The sequence below is a fragment of the Reyranella soli genome, from assembly GCF_007992495.1.
Classification (GTDB): domain Bacteria; phylum Pseudomonadota; class Alphaproteobacteria; order Reyranellales; family Reyranellaceae; genus Reyranella; species Reyranella soli.
In genome coordinates, this window is sequence record NZ_BKAJ01000039.1 from 1 (window position 1) to 16,280 (window position 16,280).

The 16,280-nt window shown below is 66.1% G+C and carries 17 protein-coding genes; 7 read left to right on the plus strand and 10 right to left on the minus strand.

What is annotated here, in order from left to right:
• A partial coding sequence (gene phhA, locus RSO01_RS13630; RefSeq protein ID WP_147149649.1) for a phenylalanine 4-monooxygenase occupies window positions 1-745 on the minus strand: 745 nt, incomplete at its 3' end.
• Window positions 746-856: 111 nt separating this feature from the next.
• Here phhA and RSO01_RS13635 point away from each other — a divergent pair.
• Window positions 857-1,348: an Lrp/AsnC family transcriptional regulator gene (locus RSO01_RS13635; protein WP_147149650.1), complete on the plus strand. Its 492-nt coding sequence runs from the start codon at window positions 857-859 to the stop codon at window positions 1,346-1,348.
• On the opposite strand, the gene RSO01_RS13640 is transcribed toward RSO01_RS13635, so the two are convergent.
• The gene (locus RSO01_RS13640) at window positions 1,345-1,641 is read right to left on the minus strand and encodes a hypothetical protein (RefSeq protein WP_147149651.1); all 297 of its coding nucleotides are present in this window, start codon (window positions 1,639-1,641) and stop codon (window positions 1,345-1,347) included. The two genes, RSO01_RS13635 and RSO01_RS13640, sit on opposite strands and share 4 nt — an antisense overlap.
• A 6-nt stretch (window positions 1,642-1,647) precedes the next feature.
• Window positions 1,648-2,613 (minus strand): threonine dehydratase, encoded by a 966-nt coding sequence (locus tag RSO01_RS13645; RefSeq protein WP_147149652.1) that lies wholly within the window; start codon window positions 2,611-2,613, stop codon window positions 1,648-1,650.
• 59 nt (window positions 2,614-2,672) lie between these two features.
• On the opposite strand from RSO01_RS13645, the gene RSO01_RS13650 reads away from it, so the two are divergent.
• The 6 genes from RSO01_RS13650 to RSO01_RS13675 all read left to right on the plus strand — a co-directional run bounded on the left by RSO01_RS13650 (window position 2,673) and on the right by RSO01_RS13675 (window position 9,365).
• Window positions 2,673-3,845, plus strand: coding sequence for a M20 aminoacylase family protein (locus RSO01_RS13650; protein WP_147149653.1), 1,173 nt, complete (start codon window positions 2,673-2,675; stop codon window positions 3,843-3,845).
• 100 nt (window positions 3,846-3,945) lie between these two features.
• Entirely contained in the window at window positions 3,946-5,706 is a 1,761-nt protein-coding gene (locus tag RSO01_RS13655; protein ID WP_147149654.1) for a glucan ABC transporter ATP-binding protein/ permease, read from the plus strand.
• Window positions 5,707-5,759: 53 nt separating this feature from the next.
• Complete coding sequence (locus RSO01_RS13660; RefSeq protein WP_147149655.1) at window positions 5,760-6,551, plus strand: glutathione S-transferase family protein; 792 nt, start codon at window positions 5,760-5,762, stop codon at window positions 6,549-6,551.
• A 102-nt stretch (window positions 6,552-6,653) separates the two neighbouring features.
• Window positions 6,654-7,667 carry an ABC transporter substrate-binding protein gene (locus RSO01_RS13665; RefSeq protein ID WP_147149656.1) on the plus strand — a complete coding sequence of 338 codons (1,014 nt, stop codon included), beginning with the start codon at window positions 6,654-6,656 and terminating at the stop codon, window positions 7,665-7,667.
• A gap of 142 nt (window positions 7,668-7,809) precedes the next feature.
• Window positions 7,810-8,592, plus strand: coding sequence for an ABC transporter ATP-binding protein (locus tag RSO01_RS13670; protein WP_147149657.1), 783 nt, complete (start codon window positions 7,810-7,812; stop codon window positions 8,590-8,592).
• Window positions 8,589-9,365, plus strand: coding sequence for an ABC transporter permease (locus RSO01_RS13675; RefSeq protein WP_147149658.1), 777 nt, complete (start codon window positions 8,589-8,591; stop codon window positions 9,363-9,365). Before RSO01_RS13670 ends, RSO01_RS13675 begins: the two co-directional genes overlap by 4 nt.
• A gap of 45 nt (window positions 9,366-9,410) precedes the next feature.
• On the opposite strand, the gene RSO01_RS13680 is transcribed toward RSO01_RS13675, so the two are convergent.
• The 7 genes from RSO01_RS13680 to RSO01_RS13710 all read right to left on the minus strand — a co-directional run bounded on the left by RSO01_RS13680 (window position 9,411) and on the right by RSO01_RS13710 (window position 16,182).
• Window positions 9,411-9,614 (minus strand): hypothetical protein, encoded by a 204-nt coding sequence (locus RSO01_RS13680; protein ID WP_147149659.1) that lies wholly within the window; start codon window positions 9,612-9,614, stop codon window positions 9,411-9,413.
• A gap of 281 nt (window positions 9,615-9,895) precedes the next feature.
• On the minus strand, window positions 9,896-10,930 hold the full coding sequence (locus RSO01_RS13685; RefSeq protein ID WP_147149660.1) for an LLM class F420-dependent oxidoreductase: 1,035 nt from the start codon (window positions 10,928-10,930) through the stop codon (window positions 9,896-9,898).
• Window positions 10,931-10,932: 2 nt separating this feature from the next.
• Window positions 10,933-11,922 carry an LLM class flavin-dependent oxidoreductase gene (locus RSO01_RS13690; RefSeq protein ID WP_147149661.1) on the minus strand — a complete coding sequence of 330 codons (990 nt, stop codon included), beginning with the start codon at window positions 11,920-11,922 and terminating at the stop codon, window positions 10,933-10,935.
• Between the two features lie 4 nt (window positions 11,923-11,926).
• Complete coding sequence (locus RSO01_RS13695; protein WP_147149662.1) at window positions 11,927-13,459, minus strand: ABC-F family ATP-binding cassette domain-containing protein; 1,533 nt, start codon at window positions 13,457-13,459, stop codon at window positions 11,927-11,929.
• Window positions 13,460-13,499: 40 nt separating this feature from the next.
• Window positions 13,500-14,126, minus strand: a complete 627-nt coding sequence (locus tag RSO01_RS13700; protein WP_170303039.1) for a MarC family protein — start codon at window positions 14,124-14,126, stop codon at window positions 13,500-13,502.
• 93 nt (window positions 14,127-14,219) lie between these two features.
• Window positions 14,220-15,389, minus strand: coding sequence for an amidohydrolase family protein (locus RSO01_RS13705; protein WP_147149664.1), 1,170 nt, complete (start codon window positions 15,387-15,389; stop codon window positions 14,220-14,222).
• A 4-nt stretch (window positions 15,390-15,393) separates the two neighbouring features.
• Window positions 15,394-16,182: an HpcH/HpaI aldolase family protein gene (locus RSO01_RS13710; protein ID WP_147149665.1), complete on the minus strand. Its 789-nt coding sequence runs from the start codon at window positions 16,180-16,182 to the stop codon at window positions 15,394-15,396.
• Window positions 16,183-16,280: the final 98 nt, after the last annotated feature.

Sequence of the window (16,280 nt, forward strand, 5' to 3'; positions counted from 1 at the left end):
CAACGCGTGTCTGCGCCGCCTCGAAGAGCTGGCGGAAATCGTCCAGGACAAAATACGTGTCCTGCAGCTTGTCGATCTGATAGGGGCGGCGCATGACGCTGGCCGCTTCGAACGGCAGCCGCTCGACGTCGTCACCCGACATCGCGTGCTTCACTTCGGCGGCGGACGAGAGAATGCCCGCACCGTAGATCTTGAGGCCTGCGGGAGTGCGGATCAGGCCGAATTCCACCGTGTACCAGTAGAGCCGCGCCAACAGATCGATCTTGGCGCCGGCCTCCAACGCGCGCTGGCCGTACATCTGCATGTAGTCGGCGAACACCGGATTGCTGAGCAGCGGCACGTGGCCGAAGAAATCGTGGAACAGGTCGGGCTCGACCAGATAGTCGATCTCGGCGCGGGTGCGAATCCACACCGTCACCGGAAATCGCCGGTGCGCGAGATGGTCATAGAAGACCTCGTCGGGAATGAGACCCGGCACGCCGACGACGCGCCAGCCGGTCAGCTTCTCCAGGCGCGCATTCACCGCCTCGAAGTCGGGGATGCTGTCGCCGATGCCCAGCGTCTCGAGGCCCTGCACGAACTCCTCGCACGCATGCGCCTTGGCGAGCGCGGTCTGGCGCTCGACCAGCAGCCGCCACACGGCCTGGTCTTCATCGGAGTAGTCGCTTGTGTGCTGCGGCACCGTCCAGTCGGACGCCATGCCCGAATAGTTGCCGCGAAGGTTCTCGAGAGGGGCGAGGTTCATGCGCAGAATATGGGGAGGAGGGGCGTAGGGAATCCCGGCGAAGTTGGGCTGTCCGGCAGGCCTGAATGGGGATAAAATCTATACCAAAGGTGAAATTTAGAGATAACCCCTATGATCGAGCTGGATGACATCGACAAACGCATCGTCGCCGCCCTGCAGGCCGAGGGCCGTCTGCCGATCGTCGACCTTGCCGACCGGGTCGGCCTGTCGCCGACACCGTGCCAGCGCCGCGTAAAGCGTCTGGAAGAAGAAGGTGTGATCACGCGCTATGCCGCCCTGGTCTCGCCGCCGGCCATGGGGCTCGGCCTGCAGGCACTGGTCCAGGTGACGCTCGACGATCACTCAGAGAAGGTCGTCGAGGCTTTCGAGGCCGAGATCCGCGCGCGACCCGAGGTCGTGGCCTGCTATGCGGTGACCGGAGACATGGATTTCCTCCTGCACGTGCTGACGCCCGACCTCGCGAGCTTCAGCGATTTTGCGCTGAAGGCGCTGCTGCGCATGCCAGGCGTTCGCGGCACACGCTCGTCCTTCATCATGCAGGCGGTGAAGACCGATCTCGCCTGGGCGCCTGTCCCGCAGTCTCCGGCACGCAAAAGTCGCTAGACGCCGTACTCGGGCGCTTCGAGCGGCGGCACGGTTTCGGGCTGCGCCGGTGGCGGCACCGTGAAGGCCTTCTTGCGAATCAGGTCTTCCATGATGGCGATGCCCTTCTGGAAGTCGCCCCTCTCGCAGTCGATTTCCGCGCCAATGCGCGTGTGATTGCGCCGGCCGTCAGAGTTGTTGCTGCGGCCGACGCCGTACCGGTCGTAGAAGGAAATGAGCTGACGGCAGCGTGCCGCCGGGCTGACGGTCGCTTGCGCCAGTTGGGCGGCGACAAGTAGAGCAACGATCTCCATTCGCCCCTAGACGGGACCACGATCCGCGAGCGTGCGCAAGTAGAGCGGGCGGTCGATGTTTCCACCGCTCAGCACCAGGCCCACTCGTTTGCCGACCATGCGCTGCCGTTCCTGCATCAAGGCGGCGAGCGCGGCGGCGCCCGCGCCTTCGGTGAGCTGGTGCGTGTCCTCGTAGTAGGCGCGCATGGCCAAGCCGATCTCGTCGTCGCTCACCTGCACGATGCGGTCGGCGCCCTTCAGGATCACGCTGAGCGCTTCGGCATCGGGCCCGCGCACCGCCATGCCGTCGGCCATGGTGTTGGCGCTGTTGGTCGGCACGACCTTGCCGGCGGCAAAGGAGAGAGCGTAAGCAGGCGCCTCGGTCGATACCACGCCCACCACATTGGTCGCCGGGCTGAGCGCATCGCGCATGGCGATCACCCCGCAGATGCCCGAGCCCAGGCCGATCGGCACATAGACCGTGTCGAGCGCCGGCGCGCCACGGAACAGCTCCAGTGCATAAGTCGCCACGCCGCGCACCAGGTCGTGATGGAAGGAGGGGATCATCGAGAGTCCGCGGTCGCTTGCCAACCGCAGAGCGACATCACGGGCGGCGTCGAAGTCGTGTCCGGCCTCGACCAGCTCCGCTCCGAAAGCGCGCATGGCCGCGTTCTTCTCCACCGAATTGCCCTGCGGCACGACGATGGTGGCGACAATGCCGACTTTGGCGGCGCCGACGGCGATGCTCTGGCCGTGATTACCCCTGGTCGCGCTGACAACGCCCTTGAGGCCGGGCTGCGTGCGCTTCAGCCGATCCATGTAGACCAGCCCGCCGCGCACCTTGAAGGCGCCGATCGGCGTGTGGTTCTCGTGCTTCACCCAGACTTCGCAGCCGGTGCGCCGCGCGAGCAACGGCCAGGCATATTGCGCGGTCGGCGGCATGGCCGCGTAGACAACTTGCGCTGCTTCTTCGACTTCGTGCAGAGACAACATGGCGCCACTTTGGGCTAAGATGCCCTGTCTTCCAATTGGTCTTCCAACCGGAGTACCCGATGCCTGTTCTGCCGCGTTCGCTCGAGATCCAGGGTGAGATTGCCGCCATCCGCCGTGACATCCATGCCCATCCCGAGCTCGCCTACCAGGAGACGCGGACGTCGGACATTGTCGCCGCCAAGCTCACCGAGTGGGGCCTCGAGGTGACGCGCGGGCTGGGCAAGACTGGCGTGGTCGGAACCCTGCGCAAGGGCAACTCGTTGAAATCCATAGGCCTTCGCGCCGACATGGATGCGCTGCCGATGGAAGAGAACAATGAGTTCGAGCATCGCTCGCAGAACGCTGGACGCATGCATGCCTGTGGCCACGACGGCCACACGGCCATGCTGCTGGGCGCCGCCAAGATGATGAGCGAGAAGCGCGACTTCGAAGGCGCGGTGCATTTCATCTTCCAGCCGGCTGAGGAAGGCGGCGGCGGCGCCAAGGCGATGATCGAGGACGGCCTGTTCGAGAAGTTCCCCTGCGATGCCGTCTTCGCCATTCATAACAAGCCCGGCGTGCCGCTCGGCCACATCGTCACCAAGCCCGGTCCGCTGCTGGCAGCGGCCGACCGCTGGGACATCCGCATCGTCGGCAAGGGCGGCCATGCCGCCCATCCGCATCTCACCATCGATCCCCTGGTGGTGGGCGCCAACGTCGTGCTGGCGCTGCAGACCATCGTCGCCCGCAACATCGATCCGCTCGACGCCACCGTCGTCACGGTCGGCTTCTTCAAGGCGGGCTCGGCCTACAACGTCATTCCGGCCGACGTGCATATCGGCGGCACAACCCGCACCACGACGCCGGCCAACCGCGAGCTGGTGAAGCGCCGTATCGACGAGATCTGCCGCGGCGCCGAGCAGATGCACGGCGTGAAGATCGAGGTCGAGCACCGGCCGGGCTATCCGCCGACGGTGAACAATGACGAGCGCGTGCGATTCGCCCTCGACGTGGCGGCGGGCGTCTGCGGCGATCACGCCGTGAGCGACAAGGTCCGTCCCAGCATGGGCGCGGAGGATTTCTCCTACATGCTGGAGCAGGTCCCGGGTGCCATGGTGATGCTGGGCAATGGCGGTGGGCCCGAGGCGGTCAGCCTGCATAACCCGCGCTACGACTTCAACGACATGGCGATCCCGTTCGGCGTCAGCTTCTTCGTGCGCACCGTAGAGCGGTTCCTCGAGAAGCAGGCGTAACAGTATGACTGTCACCCTGAGCGTAGCGCGGACCGCGGGCCTCTGGCCCGCTCATGAATCATGAGGCGGGCCAGAGGCCCGCGATCCGCGCTTCGCTAGCATGGAGTTCTTCCGCGTCTACGGTCGGGTCATCGGTCTCTTAAAGGCCGAGCGCGGGCTTGCGATCATGCTGGCGCTGGCCAACGTCGCGGTGGCGGCGCTGCAGTTCTACGAACCGGTGCTGTTCGGCAAGGTCGTCGACCTTTTGAGCACGGCGCGCGACAAGCCGGTCGACGTGCTGTGGCAAGAGGCGCGCGAGCTGCTGGTGCTGTGGGCGGCGGTCGGCATTGGCGGCATCGTGGCCAACATCATCGTCTCCCTGCAGGCCGACCGCATGGCCCATCGCCGGCGACTGGGCGCCATGGCGACCTTCTTCGAGCACGTGCTGGTCCTGCCCTTTGCCTTCCATCACAGCCAGCATTCCGGTCGGCTGCTGAAGGTCATGCTGACGGGCGTCGACCATCTGTTCGGCATCTGGCTGTCGTTCTTCCGCGAGAATCTCGCGACCTTCGTTGCCCTCTTCATCATGCTGCCGCTCAGCCTGTTCATGAACTGGCGGCTCGGCCTGCTGCTGATCGTGCTGATCATCTTCTTCGCCGTGACCAATGCCTGGGTGGTGGGCCGCACCGACCGCCTGCAGCAGCAGGTCGAGGACCGCCACAGCGAGCTCGCCAGCCGGGCAGGCGACGCGCTGGGAAACATCCATCTGATCCAGAGCTTCGTGCGGCTGGGACAGGAAACCGGCGAGATGCATCGCATCATCCGCGAGACGTTGGCGGCGCAGTATCCGGTGCTGAACTGGTGGGCGCTGCTCTCGGTGCTGACGCGGGCCGCTTCCACCGTCACCGTCATCCTGATCTTCGTGTTGGGCACCTGGCTCTACACGCGGGGCGAAGCGAGCGTCGGCGAGATCGTGAGCTTCATGGGCTTCGCCACCCTGCTGATCAGCCGCATGGACCAGGCCTCGGGTTTCGTCAGCCGCATCTTCTTCCAGATGCCGGCGCTGGCCGACTTCTTCCGCGTGCTCGATTCGCAGTCGACCGTGCCCGACAATCCGCATGGCAAGGATATCGGCCGCGCCAAGGGCGACGTCGAGTTCGACGACATCAATTTCTCCTATGACGGCAAGCGGCCGGCGCTGGTGCATTTCTCGCTGAAGGTGCCGGCCGGCACCACGGTCGCTTTCGTCGGTCCGACCGGCGCGGGCAAGAGCACGGCGCTGTCGCTGCTGCATCGCATGTGGGACGCCCAGTCGGGCGTCATCCGCATCGACGGCACCGACCATCGCGACATCAAGCTGGAATCGCTCCGCCGCAACATCGGCGTGGTGTTTCAGGACAGCACCATGTTCTACCGGTCCATCGCCGACAACCTGCGCATCGGCAAGCCCGACGCCACCCAGGCCGAGCTCGAGCAGGCGGCGCGGCTGGCCGAGGCGCACGACTTCATACAGCGCCAGTCCAATGGCTACGACACGATGGTAGGCGAGCGCGGCACGACGCTGTCGGGCGGCGAGCGCCAGCGTCTGGCGATCGCCCGGGCGCTGCTCAAGGATCCGCCGATCCTGATCCTCGACGAGGCGACAAGCGCGCTTGATTCGGTGACCGAGGCGCGCATCCAGAAGGCGCTGAAGACGCTGATGGCGGGCCGCACGACCTTCATCATCGCCCACCGGCTGTCGACCATCCGCGACGCCGACCTCGTGGTGGTGTTCGAGCACGGCCGCGTGGTCGAGCAGGGCAACTACCGCGAGCTGGTCGGCCAGGGCGGCGCCTTTGCGCGCCTCGTGGCAACCCAGCAGGCTGGCATCGAGGCGGCCTGAGCGGCGCTCAATCCATCTTTTGCATCTACGTTCCATACAGGTGATGATCGGCCATGGCGGAACCCAAGCCGCGCCTATATCACGCGCTATCGTCCTACTATTCGATGATCGCGCGCCTCGCGCTCATCGAAGGCGGGATCGCCTACGAATCGGTCGTGATCGACATCCATCTCAAGATGGTCCAGCAGCGGCCGGATTATGTCCGGCTCAATCCGAACATGACCGTGCCGACGTTGGTGCTGCCGAACCGCAATCTCGACCAGAGCCGCGACATCGCCGAGTACGCGCTGGGCGTCAGCGAAGCGACACTCGATGGCGACACCAGAGCCTGGCTCGACCTTCACTACGGCTATGAGGTCGAGCAACTGACCTTCGGCAAGCTTCTCGCCACTAATCCCCTGGCTCGGATCGTGATTCCCAAGCGGCTCGAAGCCGTCCGTCGCCGCCTTCTCAAACGTGCTGCGCAGAATCCCGACCTCGCCAAGGTCTACGAGGCACGCGCCGAGGCCTTCGCCGCGCGCATCCGCGCGTTCGATCCCACCGCTGTCGTGCGGCTGGCGGAGACACGCCGCGCCGAAGCGATCGGCTTTATGGATCGGCTCGAGCAGACGCTTAACGATGGCCGCGCCGTGATCGTGCCGCCCGCCTATGGCGTTGCCGACGTGGTCTGGACCGTGTTCCTCGCGCGCATGGAATTCGTCGGCATGGGCGAGGAGCTTCTGAAGCGACCGGCGCTTGCGCGCTATTGGCGCGCCATGCAGGCGCGCCCAAGCTTTTCCCCGGCAGACATCTGGACGAAAGTGCATGTCTTTCGCCTGATCGGCGGGATGCTGGGCATCGGGTAAGCGGGGCACCGACTGGCATAGAATCTGCCTGATATCCCCTTGGCGGATGTGTTTTGTCCGCCTAAGAGTCGCGGGACGGGGAACTCAGAGGGGCACAAGATCATGAGCAAATTCGCCAAATGGCTGGGCGGCGCGGCCGTTGTCGCGCTGGCGGTGGGCAGCCTGCCGGCCAACGCGCAGACGCCGATCAAATTCACGCTGGACTGGGTGTTCCAGGGCCCGACCTCGCCGTTCCTGGTGGCGCTGGAGAAGGGCTACTACAAGGCCGAAGGCCTCGACGTCACGATGGACCCGGGCCAGGGCTCGGCCGGCGCCGTGCAGCGCGTCGCCACGGGCGCCTACCAGATCGGCTTCGCCGACGTGAACGCCACCATCGAGTACAACGCCAAGAACCCGGGCAAGGAAGTGCTCTGCGTGTTCATGGCCTACGACTTCGCGCCGTTCGGCGTCTATGCCCTGAAGAAGAGCGGCATCAAGGTGCCCAAGGACCTCGAGGGCAAGAAGCTCGGCGCGCCGGTGTTCGATGCGAGCTTCCGGCTGTTCCCGGCCTTCGCCAAGATCAACGGCATCACCAAGTGGGAGCACGTCAACCTGACGCCGCAGCTGCGCGAGCAGAGCCTGGTGCAGGGCACGGTGGACTTCATCTCGGGTCACTACTTCTCGTCGATGCTTGACCTCAAGGCGCGCGGCGTGAAGTTCGACGACATCGTCGCCATGCGCTACGTCGACTTCGGCATGGACGTCTACGGCAACGGCATCGTGATCTCGCCGGAGCTGGCCGGTAACGAGAAGGCGGTGAAGGGCTTCATCAACGCCACGATCAAGGGCTGGAAGGACGTCATCGCCGACAACAAGCTCGGCATCGCCGCCGCCAAGAAGCGCGATCCGCTGATCGACGAGGCGCTGGAGCTGGAGCGCCTGCAGATCTCGCTGCAGACCAACGTCCTGACGCCCTATGTGAAGGCCAACGGCATGGGCGACGTTCAGCCCGAGCGTTTCGCCAAGTCGGTCAAGCTGGTGTCGGAAGCCTTCGGCCTGCCGGCGGCGCCGCCGGTCGACAAGGTCTTCACCAACAAGTACCTGCCGCCCAAGGCGGATCGCATGGTCGTGAAGTGAGGGCCGTGACTTTCGTCTCTCCCCTCATGTTCCTCTCCCCCGCTAGGGGGAGAGGCTAGGTGAGGGGGCATCGAAGGTCGTGCGCAACCCCCTCACCCAACCTCTCCCCCTATCGGGGGAGAGGAGCATGACGTCAAACTAGATGACCTTCGTCGACCTCAAAGGCGTCAGTCTCACCTACAGGCTGGGCAAGGAAACCACGCTCGCCCTTGCCGATGCGACTTTCAGCATCAACAAGGGCGAGTTCATCGCCGTGGTCGGGCCGTCGGGTTGCGGCAAGTCGACCATCATGAAGCTCGTCACCGGCCTGCTGCCGGCGTCGTCGGGCGAGGTCCGGGTGGCGGGCGAGAAGGTGACGGGGCCGATCAAGGGCGTCGGCATGGCCTTCCAGAACCCGACCTTGATGCCCTGGCGCACCACCATGGACAACATCCTGCTGCCCATGGAAGTCGTGGAGCCGCACAAGCGACGCTTCCGCAGCAATCGCGCCGAGTACGAAGCGCAGGCGATGAAGCTGCTCCAGACGGTGGGCCTCGCCGACTTCGCGCGGCGCTATCCCTGGCAGCTCTCGGGCGGCATGCAGCAGCGCTCCAACCTTTGCCGTGCCCTGATCCACGAGCCCGAGCTCCTGATGCTCGACGAGCCGTTCGGCGCGCTCGATGCCTTCACGCGCGAGGAGCTGTGGGGCGTCATGCAGGCGCTGTGGCTCGAGAAGCGCTTCACCGGCGTGCTGGTGACGCACGACCTGCGCGAGGCGGTCTATCTCGCCGACACCGTCTACGTCATGAGCAAGCGGCCGGGCCGCATCGTGCTCTCCCGCAAGATCGACATCCCGCGGCCGCGCTCGCTCGCCACCACCTTCGAGCCGCATTTCGTCGATCTCGTGCACGAGCTGCGCGACCGCATCTCGCAGGAGCACGCATGAGCGACCTCAGGCGCGAGGCGCTCAAGATCGCCATGCCGTGGCTGGCGACGGCGGTGCTCCTGATCATCTGGGAGCTCGCCTGCATCGCCTTCGACATCCCCGAGATCATCCTGCCCAAGCCCAGCAAGATCTTCACGGTGTTCGTGGCCCGCTTCGATATCCTGATGGCCTATTGCTGGGACACGCTGTGGACCACCGTGATCGGCTTCCTGCTGGCGATCGCGGGCGGGCTGCTGCTGGGGCTGGCGATCGGCGCCTCGCCGTTCGTCTATTCGGGCCTCTATCCGCTGCTGATTGCCTTCAACGCCATCCCCAAGGTGGCGTTGGTGCCGATCCTGATGATCTGGGTGGGCGTGGGCTCGCTGCCGGCCGTCATCACGGCCTTCGTCATTAGCTTCTTTCCCATCGTGGTGAACGTCGCGACCGGCCTTGCCACCATCGAGCCCGAGATGCGCGACGTGCTGCGAAGCCTCGGCGCCACGCGCACCGAAATCCTGACCAAGGTCGGCATCCCGCGCGCCATGCCCTATCTCTTCGCCAGCCTGAAGGTCGCGATCACCTTGGCCTTCATCGGATCGGTGATCTCCGAGACGGTCGGCGGCAACAACGGCATCGGCTTTTTGATGCTGTCGGCCAGCGCGCGCAACGACGCGCCGACCACGTTCGCTGGCCTGTTCGCCATCGCCATCATGGGCGTCCTGATGTACGCGATCTGCGCCCTGGTCGAGAAGCGCATGACGCGCTGGGCTTTCCGGGGCGAGATCGTGGGCTGATGAGCGGGAACCCTGCGAGTCAGGGTTCCCGCTCAAAGCAGACGATTACCGCGTCTGGCAGTTCGACGCCGGCAGGTACTGCAGCTGCATGGCCCTCACGCAATCTTCATAGGACGCATAGGTCTGCTGGTAGCCAGTGTGCTGCACCTGTGCGGTGTTCTGATGGCGCACGTCAGCCGCGGGGTCGATCGCCGTCGCACCCAGAGTGAGCGCGCCGGCACCGATGGCAATAAGGAAGAACAGGGGCATGTCACTTCTCCTTTCGGTCGTGCCGGTAACCAACGCCGCTGCCTCCGGGCGGTGGCGGTGGGATGCGGTGGCAAAAAGGCGATGCCACGTCACGGCCACGCAACCGGCGTGGCCGACGGGCGTTACGCGCGGCTCTGCTGGGAGCGCGGACCTCTGGTCCGCTCATGTTCATGATGCGGACCGGAGGTCCGCGCTCCCACGATGAGCGGGCCTGGAGGCCCGCGGCCTGCCTTCGCTGAAGCGAAGCCGCCTCGGCTTCGCGCAGGCAGGTCCGGCAAGAATCAGAGCACGGCTTCGGCGACCACGCGCAGCGAGTCGACGGTGGCGCCGCTCAGCAGCATCGAGCCGACCTCGTGCGTCCTGCCGGCGGCCTGCCAGGCCTGCAGGCGGTCCTTGATGCGCTCAGGGCTGCCGACCAGGGAGACCTCGTCGACGAAGGCGTCGGGCACGGCCGCGACCGCTTCGGCGCGCCGGCCGCCCAGGAAGGCATCCTGGATCTTCACGGCGGCTTCCTCGTAGCCGAGCTGCTTGGTGACGTCGTTGTAGAAGTTCTTCGACCGCGCACCCATGCCGCCGACGTAGAGGGCGAGCTCGGGCTTCAGCGCGTCGCGGCAGGCCTGCAGGTCGGGACCCATGGCGATGCGGACATAAGGGGCGACATCGAAGTCGGCCAAGGTCCGCCCGGGACGCCCTTTGGCGATGCCGCCACGCAGCGGGTCGGTCACCATCTTGGTCTTCTCCGGCGACATGAAGATCGGCAGCACGCCGTCGGCCACTTCGCCCGCCACCTTGAGCCCGATCGGCGTGATCGAGGCGGCATAGATCGGCATGTCGGGATCGCCGTGCAGGATGCTCTTCAGCGGCTTGCCCAGGCCCGTGGCGCCGGGCCCCGTGTAGGGGATCTGGTAGAGCTCGCCCTGGTGCTGCAGGGCCGCCTCGCGCTTCAGGATCTTGCGCAGGATTTCGATGTATTCGCGGGTGCGCGCCATCGGCTTGCCGAACGGCACGCCGTGCCAGCCTTCGACGACCTGCGGTCCCGAAGCGCCGATGCCCAGAAGGAAACGGTTGTTCGACAGCGCCTGCAGGGTGAGCGCCGTCATGGCGGTGCAAGCGGGCGTGCGCGCCTGCATCTGCATGATGCCGGTGCCGGCCCTGATGCGGGTCGTGCGGGCGAGGATCCAGGCCGTCGGCGTGACGGCGTCGGTGCCGTAGGCCTCGCCGCTCCACACCGAATCGTAGCCCAGTCGTTCGGCCTCCAGCACCTCCGCGAGCGCGAGGTCGTGGCCGTGATAGCGCAGAAGCATGCCGAGCCGCATGGTCACCTCCCACCGCGCAAACCAGCCAGCAGCGGCATCGCCCCGGCGGCGAAGCGCTCGATCTGCTGGTCGCGCTCTTCATAAGGGCCGACGAAGTCGAGGATGAGGTGACGCACGCCGGCTTGCTGGAACTTGAAGATCGTCTCGACCACGTCCTGTGGCGTCCCCAGCGCGGCGTAACGTTGCGCGGCCTTGCGGAAGTCCATGGCGTAGCGCTGGCTGAGCGATGCTGTCGCGGCATCGAGCGCCTTTTCGTAGGTGTCGTCGATGCGTGTGAACAGCAGGTGGGCGGTGCCGAAGCCGCGGTCGAAGGTGCGGCCGGCCTCGCTGGCGGCCGTCGCGATCTTCTCCAGGCCCTGGCGGTACATGTCGGGCGTCACGACATAGGACATCCAGCCGTCGGTCATGCGCCCGGTGCGCCGCAGCGCCGGATCGGAGCGGCCGCCGCACCAGATCGGCGGGCCGCCGGGCTGGCGCGGCGGCGGCTGCATCTTCACGTCCGCGAAATTGAAGAACTTGCCGGCGTGCGAGACCGGCTCGCCGGTCCACAGCTTGCGCATGACCGTGATGCTTTCGCTGAGCCGAGCGCCGCGCTCGTTGATTGGCACGCCGCAGGCCTCGTACTCCTTGGGGAACTCGCCGCCGACGCCGACTCCGAACACGAAACGGCCCTCGGTCAGGTGGTCGAGCGTCGAAACCTGCTTGGCGACCGGCGTCGGATGGCGCAGGGGCAGCAGGTAGACGTCCGTGCCGAAGATCAGGCGCCGGCTGACCACGGCGGCCTGGGCGAGCTGCATCAGCGGGTCGAAGATCGCGATGGTGAAGGCGACGTGATCGCCGACCCACATCGAATCGTAGCCGCAACGGTCGACCAGGCTGACCAGGTCGGCCATCTCGTCGATGGTGGGCTGCCACGGGCCTTCGGCGGGCTCTGTGCGCCGATGGAGGGTTTGCACGCCGATGCTGAGGTGGTCGTCCAGGGGAAGGTCCATGGCGTTATCCTACCTGCTCGAAGAAGCTCTCGGCATCGTCGATCTCGACCAGCCGGCCCTTGCGGATCTCCAGGAAACGGTTGGCGACGGTGCGGGTGAAGTAGCGGTCGTGGCTGACGAACAGGCACGACACGTCGCTCTGGTCGAGTTCGGCCTCGAGCGCCTCCTGGCCCTCGATGTCGAGATGGTTGGTCGGCTCGTCCAGCAGGTACATGTTGGGCCGCAGCAGCTTCATCTTGAGGAACACCAGGCGGGCGCGCTCGCCGTGGCTCAGGATATCGATCGGCTCGCCGATCTTGCGGAAGGGGAAGCCGGCGCCGGCGAGCTGGCGGATCGCGTCCTTCTCGTTGATGCCCGCAACCTCGAGCACGTAGTCGAGAATCGACGTCATGAGCGGCAGGTCGCGCATGGTCTGGTCGAAATAGACCAGCCGGCAGGCCGGATTGAAGCGCACGGGCGACAGGCTGTCGTAGTGCTCCAGTTCGGGATCGAACGCCTTGGCCAGCGCTGACAGGAGCGTCGACTTGCCGGCACCGTTGACGCCCAGCAGGGCGATGCGGTCGCCGGCAGCAATGGCGAGACGATCGATGGCGATCAGCTTGCGCTCGCTGCCCGGCGCCAGGACGTCGAGGCCGGCAATGCGCAGCGCCACCTTGGCGTCGATGTCGCCGTCGGCCAGCTCCAATCGCCGCTCGCGGGCGGCATAGGCCTGGGTGCGGTCCTTCTCGATGCGGGCGATGCGCGTCTCGAGCGCGGCCTTGCGCTTGTTGAGGTCGGGGTTCTTGACCGCCCACACTTTGTAGCGCGCCGCGGCCTGCTCCAGGCGGCGGATCTCCTTGTCCTCGAGCTGGGCGCGCGCGGCCGCGGCGGCGTCGCGGCGCAGCAGCTCCTCGCGCGCCGGGGCGAAGCTGGTCTTGAAGGCGTGCATGCCGTCGCTGCGCAGGAAGAGCGTGCGGTCGGTGACGCGGTTCAGGAACTCGCGGTCGTGGCTCACGATCAGCATGGGCACGGGGAAGTCGACCGTGAGCCAGCGCTCCAGCGTCTCGATGTTGGCGAGGTCGAGATGGTTGGTCGGCTCGTCGAGGATAAGGATGTCCGGTTCTTCGAGTCGCGCCGCCGCCGCGATCAGCAACAGGCGCTGCCAGCCGCCCGACAGGGTGCCGAATGGCTTGTCGAGGATTTCCTGCTCAACGCCGATCTCGTCCAGCAGGACGTCGATGCGCCACCAGTCGTCGTCCAGGCCGACCTTGGCGAGCGAACGCTGCAGCACGTCGCGCACCGGCAGCTCGGCCAGGCCCGGCGGCACGTCCTGCGGCACGCTGCCGGTCCTGAGGCCGCGCGAGCGGATCACCTTGCCGCCATTCAGCTCCAGCTCGCCGCTGAGGCACTTCAGCAGGGTCGACTTGCCGGTGCCGTTCTCGCCGACCAGGGCGGTGCGCGCACCGTCGAGCAGGAAGGTGATGCCGCGGAACACCGCGGCCGAGCCGTAGAAGAAGGAGGCCCGCTCCATCCCGAGCACGGCCTGACGCGTCGCCATGGTTGATCCTTCTGGAGATCACTACGCCATCACCGGTGAATCAGGGCAGCCCGAAACTGACCTTGATCGACGCTATCATGCCGGTCACGGCGATGCTCGCCAGGACGAGGCCGAACACGCGGCTCACAACCTCGATGCCGGGTTTTCCAAGGAAGCGGAAGACCACGGTCGCCAAAGCGTAGGTGACGAACATTACCAGCAAGCAGAGCGCCAGGACGCCGGTTGTGGCAACCAGCTCGCTCCACGCGCGGCCCGTATTGTCGGCCAGCAATACCACTGTCAGTATGGCGCCGGGTCCGGCAATGGTCGGAATTGCAAGCGGGTACACAGCCCGTTGCAGCGGCGTCGCTGCAACGGGCGAGGTGGCCAGTTGCTCGTCCATTCTGCCCAGCACCATCTTCACCCCGAACAAAAGCAGCACGAGAGAGCCCGCGAGCTGAAATGACGCGATCGGGATCTTGAGCGCCGCGAGCAGGAACTGGCCGGCAACGATGAAGAACATCAGCACGAGAAAGGAGATCACCATCGCGTAGAACGCAACCAGAAGCGACCCGCGCCGGTCGAGGCCTTCGGCGGCGACGAGGAACAGGGGGATTGTCGCAATGGGGTCGAGTATGACGAGGAGAGTCACGAACTCGTAGAAGAAGTGGGTCAGGTACTCTGGCAACGCGAACCTCTCGGCGCCTGGCACGGCTGTGGCGCATAGTGGCACCGCCGAACCGCCTTGGTAATGTCGGGCTTGTGGGAAAACGGCGCGTGCTCAGGCGAGCAATGCGCCATCGCGGGCCACGACCTTGCCGGACTTGACCACCAGCTTGCGACGCGGGCGCGTAGCGACAGCCTCCGCCACGGACTGGGCTTCGACGACGACGAAATCGGCCGGCCCGCCGGCCGCGATGCCGTAGTGGGCAATGCCGAGCACCTCGGCGGCAGCTGCCGTCACCATGTCGAAGGCCAGTGCCAGCTCGTCGTCGTGCCGGAAGTTGGCGCGATAGCCGATCATCATGGCGCGTTCGAGCATGTCGCCGTTGCCGAAGGGCGACCAGGCATCGCGGATGTTGTCGGAGCCACCGAACACTTTCACGCCATGCTCGCGCAGGAGTTTTATGGGCGGGATGGCGGCGCCGCCCGGGCCGTGGCTCATGATCGCGACGCCGGTCTCGGCCAGAAGATCGGCCGTCCGCGCGGCCGACACGGTCGGTATCGAACCCAAGGCAAAGGCGTGGCTGATCGCGACCTTGCCCTGCAGGCCTGCCGCCCTGGTCCGTGTGGCAATGACCTCGATCTGGGCCAGGCCGCCTTCGCCGCCGTCATGCAGATGGATGTCGATGCCGGCGCCGCGCTGCTCGGCGATGGCGAAAAGCGGATCGAGATGGCCGTCGAGATCGCCGTCGATGCCGACGGGATCGAGACCACCCAAAAGATCGGCGCCTTCGGCCATGGCCGCCGCTAAAAGGTCGGCAGTGCCCGGCGAGCGCAAGATGCCGCTTTGCGGGAAGGCCACGATCTGGATGGTGACGAGACCCGAGAAGCGCTCGCGCACCTTCAGGATCTCGTGGAGGTTTTTCAGGCCGAGCTGGTTGTCGATATCGACGTGGCTGCGCATGTGCAGCGTGCCGCTGGCCACGACCTGGCGGACCAGATTGGCGCCGGTCTCTGATTCGGGAACGGTGCGCGCCGCGCGGACCTTGCGCTCGGCCTCGATGCGGTCGGCGACCTGGTTGCCAGTCGCCTGGTTGGGCACCCAGGGCAGGCCGAGCAATGTCTTGTCGAGATGGATGTGGCCATCGACCAGCGGCGGCAGGACGAGCGCCCCTTCGAGGTCGAGGTCACCCGCGTCGGAGGCCGGGAGGAGGGCGGCGATCCGCCCTCCCGAGACCTCGATGTCGTGCTTGCTGCCGTCGGGCAGCGTGGCGTTGGCGAACCGCACGCCCTTACTTGTCGGCGATGGCGCCCGCTTCCTTGCGGGTCTGCGCGACGGCGGCGCGGGCGGCCATGGCCATCAGGCCCGAATCGTTGGCGATGGTGACGAACTGGAAGCCCTTGCCGATTATCTTGGCGGCATAGCTCGCCGTGGCGTTATGGATGCCGGCAAATTGACCGCGCTTCTTCACCGCGGCCACGAGCTTGTCGTAGATCGCCAGCACCTGTGGCTCGTCGCGGTCGAGCTTGGGCACCAGGCCGAGCGACAGGCCGAGGTCGCTGGGGCCGATATAGATGCCGCTGATGCCCGGCACGTCGAGGATGGCATCGATGTTGTCGATCGCCTCCTGGGTCTCGATCATCGGGATGATCAGCACCTCGTCGTTGGCCGTCGCCTGGTAGGGCGTGGCCGAGCCGTAGGCGCCGGCGCGGATCGGGCCGTTGCTGCGCTTGCCCTTGGGCGGATAGAGCGAATAGGAGACTAGCGCTTTGGCCTCGGCCGCGTTATTGACCATGGGGCAGATGACGCCCCAGGCGCCGCCGTCGAGCACCTTGCCGATGATGCCGGGCTCGTTCCATGGCACGCGCACCAGCGGCGTCACCGGATGCTTGTCCATCGCCTGGAAGCAGGCGACCATCGAATGGTAGTCCTGCACGCCGTGCTGCATGTCGACGGTGACGCTGTCCCAGCCGCACTGCGCCATGGTCTCGGCCGAGAAGCCGCTCGGGATGGCGAGCCACGCATTGACGCAGGCCTTGCCCTCTTTGAGGCGCTTTTTCAGCATGTTCGACGAGTTCATGACGGCGTTTCCTCTTTCATGCGGGAGCGAAGACGGCGGCGATCATAGGCAGGCGGGCGGCCGGGGGCCATGGCGTCCTGTCGCAGTGCGGGTTCATG

Coding starts and splice junctions, on each gene's coding strand:
- RSO01_RS13635 (WP_147149650.1), top strand. CDS start 857: ATGATCGAGCTGGATGACATCGACAAACGCATCGTCGCCGCCCTGCAG.
- RSO01_RS13640 (WP_147149651.1), bottom strand. CDS start 1,641: ATGGAGATCGTTGCTCTACTTGTCGCCGCCCAACTGGCGCAAGCGACC.
- RSO01_RS13645 (WP_147149652.1), bottom strand. CDS start 2,613: ATGTTGTCTCTGCACGAAGTCGAAGAAGCAGCGCAAGTTGTCTACGCG.
- RSO01_RS13650 (WP_147149653.1), top strand. CDS start 2,673: ATGCCTGTTCTGCCGCGTTCGCTCGAGATCCAGGGTGAGATTGCCGCC.
- RSO01_RS13655 (WP_147149654.1), top strand. CDS start 3,946: ATGGAGTTCTTCCGCGTCTACGGTCGGGTCATCGGTCTCTTAAAGGCC.
- RSO01_RS13660 (WP_147149655.1), top strand. CDS start 5,760: ATGGCGGAACCCAAGCCGCGCCTATATCACGCGCTATCGTCCTACTAT.
- RSO01_RS13665 (WP_147149656.1), top strand. CDS start 6,654: ATGAGCAAATTCGCCAAATGGCTGGGCGGCGCGGCCGTTGTCGCGCTG.
- RSO01_RS13670 (WP_147149657.1), top strand. CDS start 7,810: ATGACCTTCGTCGACCTCAAAGGCGTCAGTCTCACCTACAGGCTGGGC.
- RSO01_RS13675 (WP_147149658.1), top strand. CDS start 8,589: ATGAGCGACCTCAGGCGCGAGGCGCTCAAGATCGCCATGCCGTGGCTG.
- RSO01_RS13680 (WP_147149659.1), bottom strand. CDS start 9,614: ATGCCCCTGTTCTTCCTTATTGCCATCGGTGCCGGCGCGCTCACTCTG.
- RSO01_RS13685 (WP_147149660.1), bottom strand. CDS start 10,930: ATGCGGCTCGGCATGCTTCTGCGCTATCACGGCCACGACCTCGCGCTC.
- RSO01_RS13690 (WP_147149661.1), bottom strand. CDS start 11,922: ATGGACCTTCCCCTGGACGACCACCTCAGCATCGGCGTGCAAACCCTC.
- RSO01_RS13695 (WP_147149662.1), bottom strand. CDS start 13,459: ATGGCGACGCGTCAGGCCGTGCTCGGGATGGAGCGGGCCTCCTTCTTC.
- RSO01_RS13710 (WP_147149665.1), bottom strand. CDS start 16,182: ATGAACTCGTCGAACATGCTGAAAAAGCGCCTCAAAGAGGGCAAGGCC.